This window comes from Ensifer sp., from assembly GCF_035999185.1.
Taxonomy (GTDB): Bacteria; Pseudomonadota; Alphaproteobacteria; order Rhizobiales; family Rhizobiaceae; genus Ensifer.
In genome coordinates, this window is sequence record NZ_DASYHB010000081.1 from 1 (window position 1) to 16,289 (window position 16,289).

General features: G+C 61.1%; 15 protein-coding genes and 1 pseudogene. 5 read left to right on the plus strand and 11 right to left on the minus strand.

The genetic code is table 11. The features are described from left to right. The 7 genes and pseudogenes from hupB to VGO04_RS08130 all read right to left on the minus strand — a co-directional run. Window positions 1-92: pseudogene (gene hupB / locus VGO04_RS08100) on the minus strand (DNA-binding protein HupB); the annotation flags it as partial. A 220-nt stretch (window positions 93-312) separates the two neighbouring features. Continuing rightward, window positions 313-2,733 carry an endopeptidase La gene (gene lon / locus VGO04_RS08105; RefSeq protein WP_327495438.1) on the minus strand — a complete coding sequence of 807 codons (2,421 nt, stop codon included), beginning with the start codon at window positions 2,731-2,733 and terminating at the stop codon, window positions 313-315. 372 nt (window positions 2,734-3,105) lie between these two features. Beyond that, window positions 3,106-4,383 carry an ATP-dependent Clp protease ATP-binding subunit ClpX gene (clpX, locus tag VGO04_RS08110; RefSeq protein ID WP_327495439.1) on the minus strand — a complete coding sequence of 426 codons (1,278 nt, stop codon included), beginning with the start codon at window positions 4,381-4,383 and terminating at the stop codon, window positions 3,106-3,108. A gap of 282 nt (window positions 4,384-4,665) precedes the next feature. Then, on the minus strand, window positions 4,666-5,298 hold the full coding sequence (locus VGO04_RS08115; protein WP_034803630.1) for an ATP-dependent Clp protease proteolytic subunit: 633 nt from the start codon (window positions 5,296-5,298) through the stop codon (window positions 4,666-4,668). Between the two features lie 283 nt (window positions 5,299-5,581). Continuing rightward, entirely contained in the window at window positions 5,582-7,141 is a 1,560-nt protein-coding gene (locus VGO04_RS08120) for a phospholipase D family protein (RefSeq protein ID WP_327495440.1), read from the minus strand. Between the two features lie 24 nt (window positions 7,142-7,165). Then, the gene (locus VGO04_RS08125) at window positions 7,166-8,023 is read right to left on the minus strand and encodes an endonuclease/exonuclease/phosphatase family protein (protein WP_327495441.1); all 858 of its coding nucleotides are present in this window, start codon (window positions 8,021-8,023) and stop codon (window positions 7,166-7,168) included. 230 nt (window positions 8,024-8,253) lie between these two features. After that, a complete protein-coding gene (locus tag VGO04_RS08130; protein ID WP_327495442.1) occupies window positions 8,254-8,901 on the minus strand; it encodes a VOC family protein in 648 nt (215 codons plus the stop codon). A gap of 223 nt (window positions 8,902-9,124) precedes the next feature. On the opposite strand from VGO04_RS08130, the gene VGO04_RS08135 reads away from it, so the two are divergent. After that, window positions 9,125-10,363, plus strand: coding sequence for a cytochrome P450 (locus tag VGO04_RS08135; RefSeq protein WP_327495443.1), 1,239 nt, complete (start codon window positions 9,125-9,127; stop codon window positions 10,361-10,363). Between the two features lie 18 nt (window positions 10,364-10,381). On the opposite strand, the gene VGO04_RS08140 is transcribed toward VGO04_RS08135, so the two are convergent. The 3 genes from VGO04_RS08140 to VGO04_RS08150 all read right to left on the minus strand — a co-directional run bounded on the left by VGO04_RS08140 (window position 10,382) and on the right by VGO04_RS08150 (window position 12,689). After that, window positions 10,382-10,726 (minus strand): cupin domain-containing protein, encoded by a 345-nt coding sequence (locus VGO04_RS08140; protein WP_327495444.1) that lies wholly within the window; start codon window positions 10,724-10,726, stop codon window positions 10,382-10,384. Window positions 10,727-10,772: 46 nt separating this feature from the next. Continuing rightward, window positions 10,773-12,056 (minus strand): O-acetylhomoserine aminocarboxypropyltransferase, encoded by a 1,284-nt coding sequence (locus VGO04_RS08145; protein WP_327495445.1) that lies wholly within the window; start codon window positions 12,054-12,056, stop codon window positions 10,773-10,775. Window positions 12,057-12,260: 204 nt separating this feature from the next. Then, window positions 12,261-12,689 carry a CoA-binding protein gene (locus VGO04_RS08150; RefSeq protein ID WP_327495446.1) on the minus strand — a complete coding sequence of 143 codons (429 nt, stop codon included), beginning with the start codon at window positions 12,687-12,689 and terminating at the stop codon, window positions 12,261-12,263. A gap of 185 nt (window positions 12,690-12,874) precedes the next feature. On the opposite strand from VGO04_RS08150, the gene VGO04_RS08155 reads away from it, so the two are divergent. Beyond that, entirely contained in the window at window positions 12,875-13,711 is an 837-nt protein-coding gene (locus tag VGO04_RS08155) for a DMT family transporter (protein WP_327495447.1), read from the plus strand. A gap of 3 nt (window positions 13,712-13,714) precedes the next feature. Here the strand turns inward: VGO04_RS08155 and VGO04_RS08160 are convergent, their stop codons facing one another. Further along, the gene (locus tag VGO04_RS08160; RefSeq protein ID WP_327495448.1) at window positions 13,715-14,536 is read right to left on the minus strand and encodes an enoyl-CoA hydratase; all 822 of its coding nucleotides are present in this window, start codon (window positions 14,534-14,536) and stop codon (window positions 13,715-13,717) included. A gap of 164 nt (window positions 14,537-14,700) precedes the next feature. On the opposite strand from VGO04_RS08160, the gene VGO04_RS08165 reads away from it, so the two are divergent. The 3 genes from VGO04_RS08165 to rpsI all read left to right on the plus strand — a co-directional run bounded on the left by VGO04_RS08165 (window position 14,701) and on the right by rpsI (window position 16,289). Then, the gene (locus VGO04_RS08165) at window positions 14,701-15,132 is read left to right on the plus strand and encodes a PaaI family thioesterase (protein ID WP_327495449.1); all 432 of its coding nucleotides are present in this window, start codon (window positions 14,701-14,703) and stop codon (window positions 15,130-15,132) included. 225 nt (window positions 15,133-15,357) lie between these two features. Continuing rightward, window positions 15,358-15,822, plus strand: a complete 465-nt coding sequence (gene rplM / locus VGO04_RS08170; protein ID WP_327495450.1) for a 50S ribosomal protein L13 — start codon at window positions 15,358-15,360, stop codon at window positions 15,820-15,822. Beyond that, window positions 15,822-16,289 (plus strand): 30S ribosomal protein S9, encoded by a 468-nt coding sequence (gene rpsI, locus VGO04_RS08175; protein WP_327495451.1) that lies wholly within the window; start codon window positions 15,822-15,824, stop codon window positions 16,287-16,289. Before rplM ends, rpsI begins: the two co-directional genes overlap by 1 nt.

Below are 16,289 nucleotides of genomic sequence, written 5' to 3' on the forward strand. Positions count from 1 at the left end.
GTCTCGAAAACTGCATCAACTGCAGAAGATGCGTCGGTCTTGGAAAGTCCGGCCTTCTCAGCAACGGCAGACACGAGCTCATTTTTGTTCATGTTTCCACCCCTTTCAGATTGGTTCGAAACGACTGTGTTTTAAGGCGCGACGGCTTGCGCATCGGCCGCGTCTTGCCTTTCCCAATTGCGCCTAATCCCTTGGAATGCAAGGCTTGCAGGGCGCTTTTACAACAAAAAAGACCGGCCAGAGGCCGGTCTTCCCAATTTTTCTGCAAAATGAGCGCCGCGTGTGGCCGCTGCGCCCATTTCCTGGCGGTTGTCAGTGGGCGATCGACGCGCCCGCTTCGTCCTGCGAATCAACCGCTGCGACGGTCGCCGGCTCGTTTGCCGGGTCCCATTCGATCGGTTCCGGCATGCGCACCAGCGCATGCTCGAGCACTTCGCCCATCCGCGAAACCGGGATGATTTCGAGCGCGTTCTTCACGTTGTCCGGGATCTCGGCGAGATCCTTGGCGTTCTCTTCTGGGATCAGCACCTTCTTGATACCGCCGCGAAGTGCGGCCAGGAGCTTCTCCTTCAGACCGCCGATCGGCAGCACGCGACCACGCAGCGTGATCTCACCGGTCATGGCCACATCCTTCGAAATCGGGATGCCGGTCATGATCGACACGATCGTGGTTGCCATCGCCACACCAGCCGACGGACCATCCTTCGGCGTAGCGCCTTCCGGCACGTGCACGTGGATATCGCGCTTGTCGAACAGGGGCGGCTCGATGCCGAAGTCGATCGCACGCGAGCGGACATAGGAGGCCGCTGCCGAAATCGATTCCTTCATCACGTCGCGCAGGTTGCCGGTGACGGTCATGCGGCCCTTGCCAGGCATCATGACGCCCTCGATCGTCAGCAGCTCGCCGCCGACCTCGGTCCACGCCAGACCCGTAACCACGCCGATCTGATCGTCGCGTTCGGCTTCGCCATGGCGGAAGCGCGGCACGCCCAGATAGTCGTTGATGTTCTTGGCGGTAACCTCGACCGTCTTTGTCCTGCCCTTGATGATTTCGGTGACGGCCTTGCGGGCGAGCTTCATCAGCTCGCGCTCAAAGTTACGCACACCGGCTTCGCGGGTGTAGGTCTGGATGACCGCCATCAGAGCGCCGTCGGTGACGGAGAACTCCTTGGGCTGCAGCGCGTGATCGCGGATCGCCTTCGGCAGCAGGTGCCGCTTGGCGATTTCCAGCTTTTCCTCTTCGGTGTAGCCGGCGATGCGGATCACTTCCATACGGTCCATCAACGGCGCCGGGATGTTCAGCGTATTGGCCGTGGTGATGAACATCACGTTGGACAGGTCGTACTCGACTTCCAGGTAGTGGTCCATGAAGGTCGAGTTCTGTTCCGGATCCAGCACCTCGAGCAGAGCCGACGACGGATCGCCGCGGAAGTCCTGGCCCATCTTGTCGATTTCGTCGAGCAGGAACAGCGGGTTCGACCGCTTCGCCTTCTTCATCGACTGAACGACCTTGCCGGGCATGGAGCCGATATAGGTGCGGCGGTGGCCACGGATTTCGGCTTCGTCACGAACGCCACCAAGCGCCATGCGCACGTATTCGCGGCCGGTCGCCTTGGCGATCGACTTGGCAAGCGAGGTCTTGCCGACGCCCGGAGGGCCGACGAGGCACAGGATCGGGCCCTTGATCTTCGCCGAACGCGCCTGCACGGCGAGATACTCGACGATGCGCTCCTTGACCTTGTCGAGACCGAAGTGATCGACGTTGAGCACTTCTTCGGCATGGTTGAGGTCGGTCTTGATCTTCGACTTCTTGCCCCAAGGCAGGCCGAGCAGCCAATCGAGGTAGTTGCGAACCACCGTCGCTTCAGCCGACATCGGGCTCATTTGGCGCAGCTTCTTCAGTTCCGCGTCGGCCTTTTCGCGTGCTTCCTTGGAAAGCTTCGTCTTGGCGATGCGCTCCTCGATCTCGGCCATCTCGTCACGGCCGTCTTCGCCGTCGCCGAGTTCCTTCTGGATCGCCTTCATCTGCTCGTTGAGGTAGTACTCGCGCTGGGTCTTTTCCATCTGGCGCTTGACGCGCGAGCGGATGCGCTTTTCGACCTGCAGGACGGAGATTTCACCTTCCATGAAGCCGAGCGCCTTTTCCAGGCGCATCTTCACGCTGGTGGTCTCCAGCATTTCCTGCTTCTCGACGATCTTGATCGACAGGTGCGAAGCAACCGTATCGGCGAGCTTCGAATAGTCTTCGATCTGGCTGGCGACGCCAACGACCTCGGGAGAGATCTTCTTGTTGAGCTTCACATAGCTTTCGAACTCGGAGACGACCGAGCGGCTCAGCGCCTCGATCTCGACCGGGTCTTCGGTCGGCTCGTCGAGCGTCTGTGCACCGGCTTCGTAGAACTCTTCGCGCGCCGTGTAGCCGTCGATTTTCGCACGGGCACGGCCTTCGACCAGCACCTTGACGGTACCATCGGGCAGCTTCAGCAGTTGCAGGACATTGGCAATGGTGCCGACCTGGTAGATCGCAGAGGGTTCCGGATCGTCATCGGTGGCGTTGATCTGGGTGGCAAGCATGATCTGCTTGTCGGTGCCCATGACTTCTTCGAGCGCCCGGATCGATTTTTCACGGCCGACGAAAAGCGGCACGATCATGTGCGGGAAGACTACGATGTCGCGGAGCGGCAGGACCGGGTAGGTCGCGCTTTCAGTCGCCGGTGACGTTTTGTTCGTCATGTCATTTCCTTTCCGTCCCGATTTCGGGCCCGTTTCCGGGAGCCCTTCAGGCACTCCCAGCTGTCATATTTTCCACATGAAAGTGGAGTGCAACCGCGTCCATTTCAAGGCTCGACGCAACATCCACCAACCGTGGCCGGGTCCTTATGACTACGCATCATTGCTGTTGCGGACCTTGCGACGGACAACAAAGCTCAAGGACCGCAACCATTAAGGTCCTTCACCCAATCGTCACATCATTGCGTTGTTTGAGACACTTTAGCAACAATCGAATTGTGAAATCTGCGCTCCGGCGCCGGTGTCTCAACAGCTAAGTGCGCGAATTGAAAAAGCCCGCACAAGGCGGGCTCTTCAAACGATAATCCGACGCAATCAAGCCGAAACGTTGGCCTTCTCATCCGTCCGTTCGGAGTAGATGTAGAGGGGCCGTGCAGCGCCCTTGACCACCTCGTCCGAGATGACCACTTCACGCACGCCTTCCAGCGTCGGCAGCTCGAACATGGTGTCGAGCAGGATCTTTTCCATGATCGAGCGAAGGCCGCGGGCGCCGGTCTTGCGCACGATGGCGCGACGCGCGATCTCGCGCAGGGCGTCCTCGTGGAAGGTCAATTCGACGTCTTCCATCTCGAACAGGCGCTGGTACTGCTTGATCAGGGCGTTCTTCGGCTCGGACAGGATCTGGATCAGCGCATCCTCGTCGAGATCTTCGAGCGTCGCTAGGACCGGCAGACGACCAATGAATTCGGGGATGAGACCGAACTTGACTAGGTCTTCCGGCTCCAGTTCGCGCAGAACCTCGCCGACGCGGCGATCTTCCGGCGAGCGAACCGTTGCGCCAAAACCGATCGACGTCTTCTCGCCACGGGCGGAGATGATCTTGTCGAGGCCGGCAAAAGCGCCGCCGCAGATGAAGAGGATGTTGGTCGTATCCACCTGCAGGAACTCCTGCTGCGGATGCTTGCGACCACCCTGAGGCGGCACGGAGGCAACAGTGCCTTCCATGATCTTCAGGAGTGCCTGCTGCACGCCCTCGCCCGAGACATCGCGGGTGATCGACGGGTTGTCGGACTTGCGCGAAATCTTGTCGACTTCGTCGATGTAGACGATGCCGCGCTGGGCGCGCTCGACATTGTAGTCGGCAGCCTGCAGGAGCTTCAGGATGATGTTTTCGACGTCTTCGCCGACGTAGCCGGCTTCCGTCAGCGTCGTGGCATCAGCCATGGTGAACGGCACGTCGATGATGCGGGCGAGCGTCTGGGCGAGATAGGTCTTGCCGCAACCCGTCGGGCCGACGAGCATGATGTTCGACTTCGCCAGCTCGACGTCACTGCCCTTGGCGGCATGTGCCAGGCGCTTGTAATGGTTGTGCACGGCAACCGACAGGATGCGCTTGGCCTGCTGCTGGCCGATAACGTATTCGTCGAGAACCTTGATGATTTCCTGAGGGGTCGGCACGCCATCGCGGGACTTGACCATCGAGGTCTTGTTCTCTTCGCGAATGATGTCCATGCACAGTTCGACGCATTCATCGCAAATGAAGACAGTCGGTCCGGCAATCAGCTTGCGGACTTCGTGCTGGCTCTTGCCGCAGAACGAACAATAAAGTGTATTCTTCGAGTCACCGCCGTTGCTTCCGCTGACCTTGCTCATTTCCACTTCCTTCCAGCACGCCGGACACTTCAGATAAAGTATCGCGGACCACTCAATCGCCCTGCATCTCAACCTCAGGCAGGGCTTCCGGGAGTACTTACCGTACCGGGCAAATACGCCCGACGCGGCTGCAACGATTCTCCCAACTCAAACCGGACACTACGTCGTCAGAAACCAACATAGCATTAATGGTTCATATTACCGGCTTTACCCCGTCGATAAAGCCCTTGAGCCATTACAATTGTGTCACAATTACATCTATCGCGACACAAAAGCGCGTTATCAAGCCTGCTCGCCGCCTTCGATCTCTTCGCGGGACGTCAGCACCTTGTCGACAAGGCCCCAGCTCAGAGCCTCGTCCGCATTCATGAAATGATCGCGATCAAGCGTCTGCTCGACTTCTTCGTAAGTCCGGCCGCAATGCTTGACGTAGACCTCATTGAGGCGGCGCTTCATCTTCAGGATGTCCTTGGCGTGGCGCTCGATATCCGAGGCCTGGCCCTGGAACCCGCCCGAGGGCTGGTGAACCATGATGCGCGCGTTCGGCGTGGCAAAACGCATGTCCTTGTGGCCGGCGGCCAAGAGCAGCGAACCCATCGATGCGGCCTGACCGACGCAAAGCGTGGAGACCGCCGGCTTGATGAACTGCATCGTGTCGTAGATCGCCATGCCTGACGTGACGACACCGCCCGGCGAATTGATGTAGAGCGCGATTTCCTTCTTGGGGTTTTCCGCCTCGAGGAAAAGAAGCTGCGCGCAGACGAGCGTCGCCATCTGATCTTCGACCGGACCGGTAACGAAGATGATGCGCTCCTTCAGAAGGCGCGAAAAGATATCGTAGGAACGTTCACCGCGGTTGGTCTGTTCCACAACCATCGGCACCAGTGCCAGGGCGGTATCAACGGGATTTCTCATATCGAACCTTCACAATCGGGCTCGCAAAACCATTGCGAACCGGGAATCACGGGATTTGCCTTCTGTCCCTACATAGAGTGTCAACACCCTTCACTTCAAGTCGCGAAGCTTCGATAACCTTAATCGAAGGCCCCCGTCGCCATGAAGTTCGACAGTCCTCCACACATGGTTGGCGATAGAACACTTTTCCACCGATATCCCCAGTTGAGCCAATAAGCGCCAATTCCGCGCACAGGGATCTGCGAGAGCGGTAAATGAAGCGCAAACCATGCAGCTTGCCCGCTTAAAGCTGAGACTCGATCGGCAGCACGCGAATGAGGCCGGCAATCATGCGCCTGGCAAGGCTTGCATCCGGCTCGTGGCGCAACAGGCGCTCGGAGCCGTTGGCGCGATCGTGCCAGATGAGGCGCCCTCCATCCATTCCGAGCCGATAGCTGATCGAGGGTGACGTCTCCTCCTCGAACATTTCGGCCAGTTCGCCGGCAAGCGCTGCGTCTGAAAACACCACGCCCATTTCCGTGTTGAGCGAGGCGGAGCGCGGATCGAAATTCATCGAGCCGACAAAACCATTCAGGCCATCGACCACGAAAGCCTTGCTGTGCAGGCTCGCATTGCGGCGCCCAAACAGCGTCATGCGGTGCCCTTCGGCCATATCGCCCTGCTCCTTCAATTCGAACAGCGATACGCCAGCGCGGATAAGCTTGCGTCGATATTTGACATAACCGCCATGAACGGCCGCAACATCAGTCGCTGCGAGAGAGTTGGTCAGCACCGCGACCCGCGCTCCCCGCGAAACGATGGCGGCAAGCTCCCGCGTGCCCGCAACACCGGGAATGAAATAGGGCGAGATGATCCTCAGGTCCCGCGTCGCCGCTTCGATCAGCGGGAAAAGCTCGCGCAGCAGCCAGTTCTGGCGTCGCTGCATCAGCGCCTTTTCCGGCGGATCCGATGCAAGGCGCACGTTGGCGCTCCAGTGGAGTTGCCGCGTACCGTGATAGATGTCGGCCTCGTCGACAGCCTTGTCGACGCGCTCGATGTAGAAGCGGCCCGCCGGCGTACGGGCAAGCCCGTCGACGGCTTCGCGCAGGGCCGGGAGATATTGCTTGCGCGGCGTACGCAGCGCCGCGATCGGCAGAACCGAGGCGCTGTTCCAGTAGCGGTCGAACATGGCGGACGCCTGCTCCAGCACCGGTCCCACCATCCAGACGTCGAGGTCGCGGAAATTGGAAAGTTCCGCCGCGTCGAAGTAAGCATCCCCGATGTTGCGGCCCCCGGCGATCGCCACGCGGCCGTCGGCCACCCACAGCTTGTTGTGCATGCGGCGGGTGGCGCTGAACGCGCGGATCGCCATTTCGAAGCCACGCCGAAAACGATCGGTGCGGGCGCGGCTCGGGTTGAACAGCCGCACGTCGATGTTTGGGTGCGCGTCAAGCGCGATGCACATGCGATCGTGGATGCCGGCGTTGATATCGTCGAGCAGCAACCGGACCCGCACCCCGCGATCGGCGGCAGTGAGGATCTCGCGCGTCAGCAGAAGGCCCGTCAGATCATCTTTCCAGTAATAGTACTGCAGATCGAGACTGCGACCGGCGCGGCGCGCCGCGTGGGCGCGCACCACCAGAGCCTCAATGTTGTCGGAGACGAGTGCCACGCCGTTGGCGTGCGGATTGGCGGCAAGAAGCGGAGCCAGAGACCGATCAAGGTCGGAGCCGGCATCGGCAACAGGAAGTGCTGCGGACGAAGGACCATGCGGTCGCCGTCCGAACCGGCCGTAAACATAGAGGACGGTTGCCACAACCACGCCGGCGACGGCGGCAACGACGATCAGGACGGAGGACCACATCGAAAACTCGCCTCGCGCCTGCCGTCAGACCGAGCCGACGCGATCGGCGTTGACCCGCTTGGCCTCCCTGTGATCCTGCCGGGCCATTTTCAGGTCGATCGAAGCCTTGACCGGCAGATGGTCCGAAGCAATGCGTGCGAGCGGCGAATCATGCACGGCCACCGACGTCACCAGATTGTGCGGATTGCCGAGCACGCGATCGAGCGGCAGCAAGGGGAAGCGCGAGGGGAAGCTTGCGACCGTTGCATGCGACGGGTCGAACACGGGACTGAGGAACGACAAGGACGATCGCCGCCCCATCCGCCATTCGTTGAGGTCGCCGATCAGCAAGGTCGGCCGCCCGTTCGCGTCGGCTGCAGCTTCCAGGATCGCCTCTGCCTGTTGGGCGCGCGAGTGCCTGAGAAGACCGAGATGGGCGGCGATGATGCGCAACGGACCGACCTTCAGATCGAGATCGACGACGAGCGCGCCGCGCGGCTCGACACCCGGCAGTTTCAGTTGCCGCACATCCGAGACCGCACCTTCGCGCAGCAACAGCACGTTTCCGTGCCAACCATGCCCCTTGCTTGAAAAGCCTGAAATCGGCACCGAAACGAGATGTGCCTCGCGACGCAGATGCTCCAGGTCGAGAAGGCCGGCGCGCTCGCCGAACCGCTGGTCGGCCTCCTGCAACGCAACGATATCGGCACCGAGTTCGCCGATCACGTTGGCCGTGCGCCCGGGGTCGAAGCGACCGTCCGTACCGACACATTTGTGGATGTTGTAGGAGGCTATGACGATGTCGCCGCGACTGACTGCAGCTTCGCGATGAACGACCGTGGGGCGTCGCTTGCGGATCGCTGCCACGATCCCCGCCGATAGACTGGACTGGTTTTTTGCCATGCCGCTCCCTGCTTGCTGCCGCATCATGCGCAAATAGGTCGCCCCGCGCTATCGAAAAAGCCCGCGAGGCGAAACTTTGTTCCGTACGCAAGCAGAGCCCCCGCTCGCTCCAAGAGCACCATTCCATCTTCCGCGCTCGCGGCGAAGCAAGCAACACAGGGGTCCGCGCTGGTGCGCTAAAGCTTCACGGCGCGCTAGACGAAAGCGCGGCGCGTTGCCCCGAGAGCCCGTCAATCTGCCGGACCGGCAAACAGGATCAGGTTGCCGTCCGGATCAAGGACGATGAAGTTTCTCGCACCCCAGGGTTCGGTTCGCAGCGACTGATGAAAGGGCACGCCTGCGCCCTGAAAACTCAAGAACAATTGCTTGATCTCGTCGGAAGTCTCAACGTTCAGGATCGCCGAAAGCAGGTGCTCGCGCTCGCGAATGTCCCCGACGAAAACAGGCTCACACACGAGCCTCAGTGCAAGGATCGCATTGTCGCGGCTTACCTGTCCGTAGAAAGGTGGATCGCCATAGACAAAATCGACCACAAAGCCGAGTTTTTCGGTGTAGAAGTCGCAGGCGCTCGTGATATCTGCGACGAACAATTGTGCTACCGTCGAGTGCACTTGCGGTCGGTCTACGGCCGGATTTTGTTGCGCGGTCATTGTCAGGGCTCCTGATTTGAGCGCCTGCCAGCTTTCAAATCCCATCTGCCGCGCAACCAGTTCCTGTGCGTCGGCAAGCTTGAATTCCGCTTCCAGAACTTCGTTGTCGTCGAAGGTCTGGAACCGCGGCAACACGGCCCTGATCTCGGCCGCGACGGGATGATACCGCCCACGATGCCACTTGAGATATTGTTTGGCCTGTTTCCTGAGATTTTCGAGGTTCGGCATCGGCGCAGCTTCGGTCTGTTTACCGTAGGTGGGCGTTGCCCTTTCGACCTTGCACCGATGCGCCCTACGCAGCGTGGCAAGAATGCTCCATCGGCACCTGCCCTGTCAACGCGGTCCGGGAAGCCACCATTCGCGCCAGAAATTCCTGGCATGGATGCCCTTGTCGGCCGATCCTCCGCCACCGTAAATGGACGCTGTCCAAATTCCGCGAAGAGCCCGTGTCATGTCTGCCCTCACCATCGACCGCGCCAAGAGGCGCGTTTCCATCGATGCCCGCAATCCCGCCTTCTTCCAAGAGCCACTTGCCACCTATGCCGAGATTCACGCGCATTGCCCGGCCTTCTTCTGGGAGGAGCGGCAACAATGGTATTTCGCAGGCTACGACCAGGTGAACGCGCTTCTGCGCGACCGTCGCTTCGGCCGGCAGATCCTGCATGTAGCGACACGCGAAGAACTCGGGCTGCCGACCCCGAAGCCGCACTTGAAGGACTTCGATGCGCTTGAGGAATACTCGCTGCTCGAACTCGAGCCGCCGGCCCATACGAGGCTGCGCACGCTCGTCAATCGCGCCTTCGTCTCCCGACAGATCGAGCAGCTCAGACCGGACATCGAGCAACTGTCGCACGCGCTGATCGACGGCTTTGAGAACGACGGGGAAGTCGAACTGCTGAAGTCCTACGCCGAGACCATTCCCGTGACGATCATCGCACGGATGCTCGGCATTCCCGCCGAGGCGGCGCCCAGGCTTCTCGACTGGTCGCATCGCATGGTCAGGATGTACGTCTTCAATCCGAGCTATGAGACCGAACTCGACGCCAACCAGGCATCGGCCGATTTCGCCGTCTATCTCGGAGGCATGATCGCGGAGAAGCGTCGCAACCCGGGCGACGATCTGCTCACGCACATGATCACCTCGGAGAAGGACGGCGAACAGCTGTCGGACGCCGAGCTTGCCTCGACCACCGCCCTCCTTCTCAACGCCGGGCACGAAGCAACGGTCCATCAGATCGGCAATGCCGTCAGAACAATCCTGCAGTCGGGAGAGAAGGCCTCGGACCTGTTCTCCTCGGAAGCTGCAACGGGGTCAACGATCGAAGAGTGCCTGCGTTTCGCGGCACCGCTGCATATTTTCCAGCGCTATGCGTTGTCGGACATCGAACTCGACGACGGCATCACACTTCGAAAGGGCGACAAGATCGGCCTGCTGCTTGGGGCGGCGAATGTCGACCCGACGAAATTCAGCGACCCGAACGTATTCCGGCCGAACCGCGACGAAGGCGCGAACGTTTCGTTCGGTGCCGGCCTGCATTTCTGCATCGGTGCGCCGCTCGCCCGGCTGGAGCTCAACCTGTCACTGCCGATCCTGTTTCAGCGCCTGCCGAACATGCGGCTGAAGAGCGAGCCCGCGGTCAAGGACGCGTTTCATTTCCACGGGCTCGAACGGCTTGACCTTGTCTGGTGAGCAGCAGCGCTTCGGCACTCAGAGACGGATAACGTAGTCCTTGCGGGTCGTCTCCACGACCTCCCAGGTTCCTTCGAAGCCGGGGCGCAGGATCATGGTGTCGCCGGCCCTCAAATGCGCAGCCTCGCCGCCGTCCTGCGTGACGATCGAGTAACCGGACAGGATGTGGAAGTACTCCCACTCCTCATAGACGATCCGCCACTTGCCGGGTGTTGATTCCCAGACCCCGGCATAGAGGCCGCCGTCGGCCTCCTCCAGGTTCCAGGTTCGAAACTGCGGCGCGCCTGAGATCAGCCGGTCGGCGGCGGGTGTACCTACCTCCGGCTCGATGTTCGCCAGATCGAACTTCTGCATCGTCGTCATGGGGCACCTTTGCGGGGAGACCTTAAGTCTCCCCTCTTTTGATGTTTCAGAGCTTTGCCAGCGACTGCTCGATGTCGGCGATGATGTCGGAGACATCCTCGATACCGACCGACAGGCGCACCACATCCGGCCCGGCACCGGCTGCCACCTGCTGCTCGGGCGTCAATTGCCGATGCGTGGTCGAGGCCGGGTGAATGACGAGCGAACGCGTGTCACCAATGTTTGCGAGATGCGAGAACATTTCCAGCCCCTCGACAAAGCGCTTGCCCGCCTCGTAGCCGCCCCTGAGACCGAAGGTGAACACGGCGCCCGCCCCCTTCGGCGAATAACGCTGCTGCAGGGCATGGTTCGGATCGTCCTCAAGCCCGGCATAATTCACCCAAGACACCTGGCTGTTTCCTTTCAGCCACTTGGCGACTGCCAGCGCGTTGTCGCAATGGCGCTGCATGCGCAGCGGCAGGGTCTCGGAGCCGGTTACCAGCATGAAGGCATTGAACGGCGAGATCGCCGGGCCGAAATCGCGCAGGCCCAACACACGCGTCGCAATCGCAAAGGCGATGTTGCCGAAGGTCTGGTGCAGCACGACGCCGGCATATTCCGGGCGCGGTTGCGAAAGCATCGGATACTTGCCGGATTTCGACCAGTCGAAGGTGCCGCCGTCGACGATGACGCCGCCCATGGAGTTGCCGTGGCCACCGATGAATTTCGTCAGCGAGTGCACGACGATATCGGCACCGTGCTCCAGCGGCCGCAGCAGGTAAGGCGTCGCCATGGTGTTGTCGACGATCAACGGCAGCCCGTGCTTGCGCGCCACCTCGGCGATTGCAGCGATGTCCACGAAAGTGCCGCCGGGATTGGCAAGGCTCTCGATGAAAATCGCCTTGGTGCGGCCATCGATCTTCGCTTCGAATGAAGCCGGATCGGTCGGATCGGCCCAACGCACCTGCCAATCGAAGGACTTGAAGGCGTGGCCGAATTGGTTGACCGAGCCGCCATAGAGCCGGTTGGCGGCGATGAAATTGTCGCCCGGGCTCATGATCGTGTGGAATACGAGCAGCTGAGCGGCATGACCAGAGGCGACCGCAAGCGCTGCCGTTCCGCCTTCCAGAGCGGCGATGCGCTCTTCGAGCACCGCCTGCGTCGGGTTCATGATGCGGGTGTAGATGTTGCCGAACTGCTGCAGGCCGAAGAGAGCCGCCGCATGGTCGGTGTCGTTGAAGACGAAGCTCGTCGTCTGGTAGATCGGCGTCGCCCGCGCGCCCGTCGTCGGATCAGGCTGCGCTCCGGCGTGGATGGCGAGCGTGCTGAAACCAGGATTGTCCTTCGTCATTCATTCCTCCCAGGACGAGAGCCCCGCGCGCCGTTCGGATGCGTCGCGAGAGCGCTATCACTTTGAATTTGCGCGTGATCCGCGATCGATGCCCGCTGCAGAGCGCGCAGGCTGCGGCACTATTCCAGAGCGGCCGCACCCGGTCAAAGGAGAATTTTCAAAACTCACGGTTGCGCGAAGCTTTGGCCTGTCTGCAATCCGGCGTCAGCCAATCAGGCGCGGATATTCGATCGCCGGACAGCGGTCCATGACCACCTTGATCCCCGCCGCCTCGGCCTTGGCCGCTGCGCCGTCATGCCGGACGGAAAGCTGTCCCCAGATGACCTTCGGCCGTTTTTCCAGCGCCAGGATCTCATCGACCAGCGCCGGCAAGGCGTCGGCAGCTCGGAAGACATCGACCATGTCAATCGGTTCATTGACGTCTGCGAGCCTGCCGACGACCGCCTGCCCCTGGATCGTCTTGCCAACATGGCCGGGATTGATCGGGATCACCCGGTAACCCTTGCGCAGCAGGAACGCCATGACCCGATGGCTCGGCCGCTCGGCGTTCGGCGATGCGCCGACAAGCGCAATCGTCTTGGTCTCGCGCAGGATGTCGGCCAGATAGAAGTCCGGATAGGCGTCGTGGTTCATGTCAGCTTTCAGGTCCGCGCTCATTAAACGGCTGTATAATGGTGCCGACGCCCTGCAAGTCAACCGCGCTATCCGCTCTTGCCGCCGCATGACCACTGGCATTTGTCAGACTTTACGGTTGATTTTGTGGTGCGGCGGCGCGAAAAGCGTCTGAAAGTCCTCCACATCACTCCAGAGGTTCCATCTTGCCCCTTGAAGTCATTGCGCTCGTCCTGTTCGGGGCGTTGTTGCACGCGACCTGGAACGCGCTCGTCAAGGCCGGTACGGAAAAGTCCCTCGATGCGGCGATGATCGCGCTGGGCGCTGCAGTGGTGGCGATCCCGTTCCTGCCTCTCGTCCCCCTGCCGAAGCCGGAGGCCTGGCCCTATATTCTGGTCTCGGCGCTGTTTCAGTTCGCCTATTTCCAGCTTGTCGCCGCCTCCTACCGCGCCGGTGATATCGGCCTCGTCTATCCGCTGATGCGCGGTGCGGCACCTCTGATCGTGGCGGCGACCAGCGGGGCGCTGATCGGCGAAGAACTGGCCTTCGGTACGATGATCGGCATCCTGACCATCTCGGCCGGTGTGCTGACGCTTGCCTTCGAATCGCGAAAGGGCGGCAAACACGCGATCGTACTTGCGCTTCTCAACGCCTGCGTCATCGCCAGCTATACCTTCGTCGATGGCATCGGCGCCCGTCTTTCGGGCAACGCGATTTCCTACACGCTTTGGATGGCGCTCTTGCCGCCGGTCTTGCTTTTTGCCTGGGCCTTTGCCCGCCGCGGCGTCAAGCCGGTCGCCCGCCACGTCTACAAGAATTGGTGGCGGGGCCTGATCGGCGGCGCCGGATCGATCGGCGCCTACGGGCTCGCACTTTGGGCGATGACCAAGGCGCCGGTGGCCACGGTCGCCGCCCTTCGCGAGACGTCGATCCTCTTTGCGGTGGTGATCTCGGTCGTGTTCCTCAAGGAGCCGGTCAGCGTCTGGCGCATCGCCGCTGCGTGCGTCATTGCCCTCGGCGCGCTTCTGTTGAAGCTCGCCTGATCGTCAGTCTTCCTTCCATTCCGGCATGCGCTTGCCGAGAAAGGCGCCGATCCCATCTTCGGCGTCGCGCGCCAGCATGTTCTCGACCATGACGCTGGCGGCATAGTCATAGGCCTCGGGCAGGTCCATCTCCGCCTGTCGATAGAAGGCCTCCTTGCCGATCTTCAGCGCCTGCGGCGACTTCGAGGCGATCACGGCGGCATATTTGTCGACGACCTGGCGCAGGTATTGCTGCGGCACGATGCGGTTGACGAGGCCGAAGTCCTTGGCGGTCGAGGCGTCGATCGTCTCGCCGGTGAGCAACATCTCCATCGCCTGCTTGCGGTGGGCTGCCCGCGACAGCGCCACCATCGGCGTCGAGCAGAAGAGGCCGATATTGACGCCGGGCGTGCAGAAAGTGGAGCTGTCCGTGCAGATCGCGAGATCGCAGCTGGCCACAAGCTGGCAGCCGGCCGCCGTCGCAAGCCCATCGATCTCGGCGATCACAGCCTGCGGCAGGCGGTTGATCTTCAGCATCAGGTCGGCGGCAAGCCGGATCGTCCGTTCGAAGAACGCCCTGCCCCGATCATCGTCGTCGCGATGCGCGGTCATTTCCTTGAGATCATGCCCGGCCGAAAACAGCTTGCCGGAAGCGGCCAACACGACGACCCTGATCTCCTTGGAGACTGCCACCGCATCGAACTCGGCGTGCAACGCCTCCATCATGGCAATGGAAAGCACGTTGGCCGGCGGATTGTTGAGCGTCAGCCGCAGTACCGCTCCGGACCGTTCACGCAGCAGCAGGCCGTTCGGCTCTTCTTTCCTGAACGATACGACGTGGGCCATGATCTTCTCCTAAGCTTGAATTTCGCTCGGTGGTACGCCGGTCGCATGCGCCATGCAAGTCGGCATGGCAGTCCGGCGGCGCCTTCGCCCTACGACCTTTTTCCGCCTTGCATCCCGCCTCGGGCCGGTCTCAGGTACGGCCAATGCCTGAAAGGATGCAACCTATGACCATCGAACCGATCATGACTGTCGAAGACCTCAACCGCTTCCTCGACACCGACTTTCCGCAAGTCCACACCGACGGCAAGGTCTTCCATGTGACTGCGGTCGGTCCCGGTTTTGCCACGATGCGGCTCGACCCGAACGAGAAACACATCCGGCCCGGCGGCACGGTGTCCGGCCCTACCCTCTTTGCCCTTGCCGATGTTTCCGCCTATGTTGCGCTGATTGCTCATATCGGACCGATCGCACTTGCGGTCACCACCAATCTCAACATCAACTTCCTGCGCAAACCCGAACCCGAACCGCTCGAATGCACGTGCCGGATCCTGAAACTCGGCAAGCGGCTCGCCGTTCTCGATGCGTCGATCGCCAAGGTTGGCAGCGACGATCTCGTCGCGCATGCAACTGCCACCTACTCGATTCCACCGCGCTAAATTGTGGTATCAACATACCACATAGGTAACTCGTTGTTTTTATTGATATTTAATTCCACGACGCCAGATACGCGTTCTTGACGCTTGTTTTACGCTTGCGTATAAGCTGCCGCAGATCGCGGTCCACCAGGGCCGCTTTCTTCTTTTGCCCGGGAAACCGGGCAAAACCAAGCAACAAGAAACGCCCAGCGGTTCGCCGCTCGGGTCCAAAGAAAGAGTTTAGATATGGCAACCTTCGTTCAGAAGCCTGCAGAGGTGGAGAAGAAGTGGATCATCATCGACGCCGAAGGCCTCGTTGTTGGTCGCCTCGCTTCCATCATTGCAAACCGCCTGCGCGGTAAGCACAAAGCTACCTTCACCCCGCATGTTGACGACGGCGACAACGTCATCGTTATCAATGCCGAGAAGGCAGTCCTGACGGGCAAGAAGTACAGCGACAAGAAGTACTACTGGCACACCGGCTACCCCGGCGGCATCAAGGAGCGCACCGCGCGCCAGATCATCGAAGGCCGCTTCCCGGAGCGCGTTCTCGAGAAGGCCGTCGAGCGCATGGTTCCGCGTGGTCCGCTCGGCCGTCGCCAGATGAAGAACCTGCGCGTTTACGCAGGCGCCAACCACCCGCATGAAGCACAGCAGCCGGCCGTCCTCGACGTCGCCAAGCTGAACAGCAAGAACACAAGGAGCGCCTAATGGCCGACCTTTCCGCTCTCAAGGAAATCGCCACGACTGCGGAACCGGCAGCTCCGGTTCACGTCAAGAAGGTCGACGCTCAGGGCCGCTCCTATGCGACCGGCAAGCGTAAGAACGCTGTTGCCCGCGTATGGGTCAAGCCCGGCTCGGGCAAGATCACCATCAACGGCAAGCCGTACCTCGACTACTTCGCTCGTCCGGTTCTGCAGATGATCCTGCAGCAGCCGATCGTCGCAGCTGCCCGTGACGGCCAGTTCGACATCGACGCGACGGTCGCCGGTGGCGGTCTTTCCGGCCAGGCCGGTGCCGTTCGTCACGGCATCTCCAAGGCACTCACCTACTTCGAGCCGGGCCTGCGCTCGGTTCTGAAGCGCGGTGGCTTCCTCACCCGCGACAGCCGCGTGGTCGAGCGTAAGAAGTACGGCCGTGCGAAGGCACGTCGTTCGTTCCAGTTCTCGAAGCGTTAA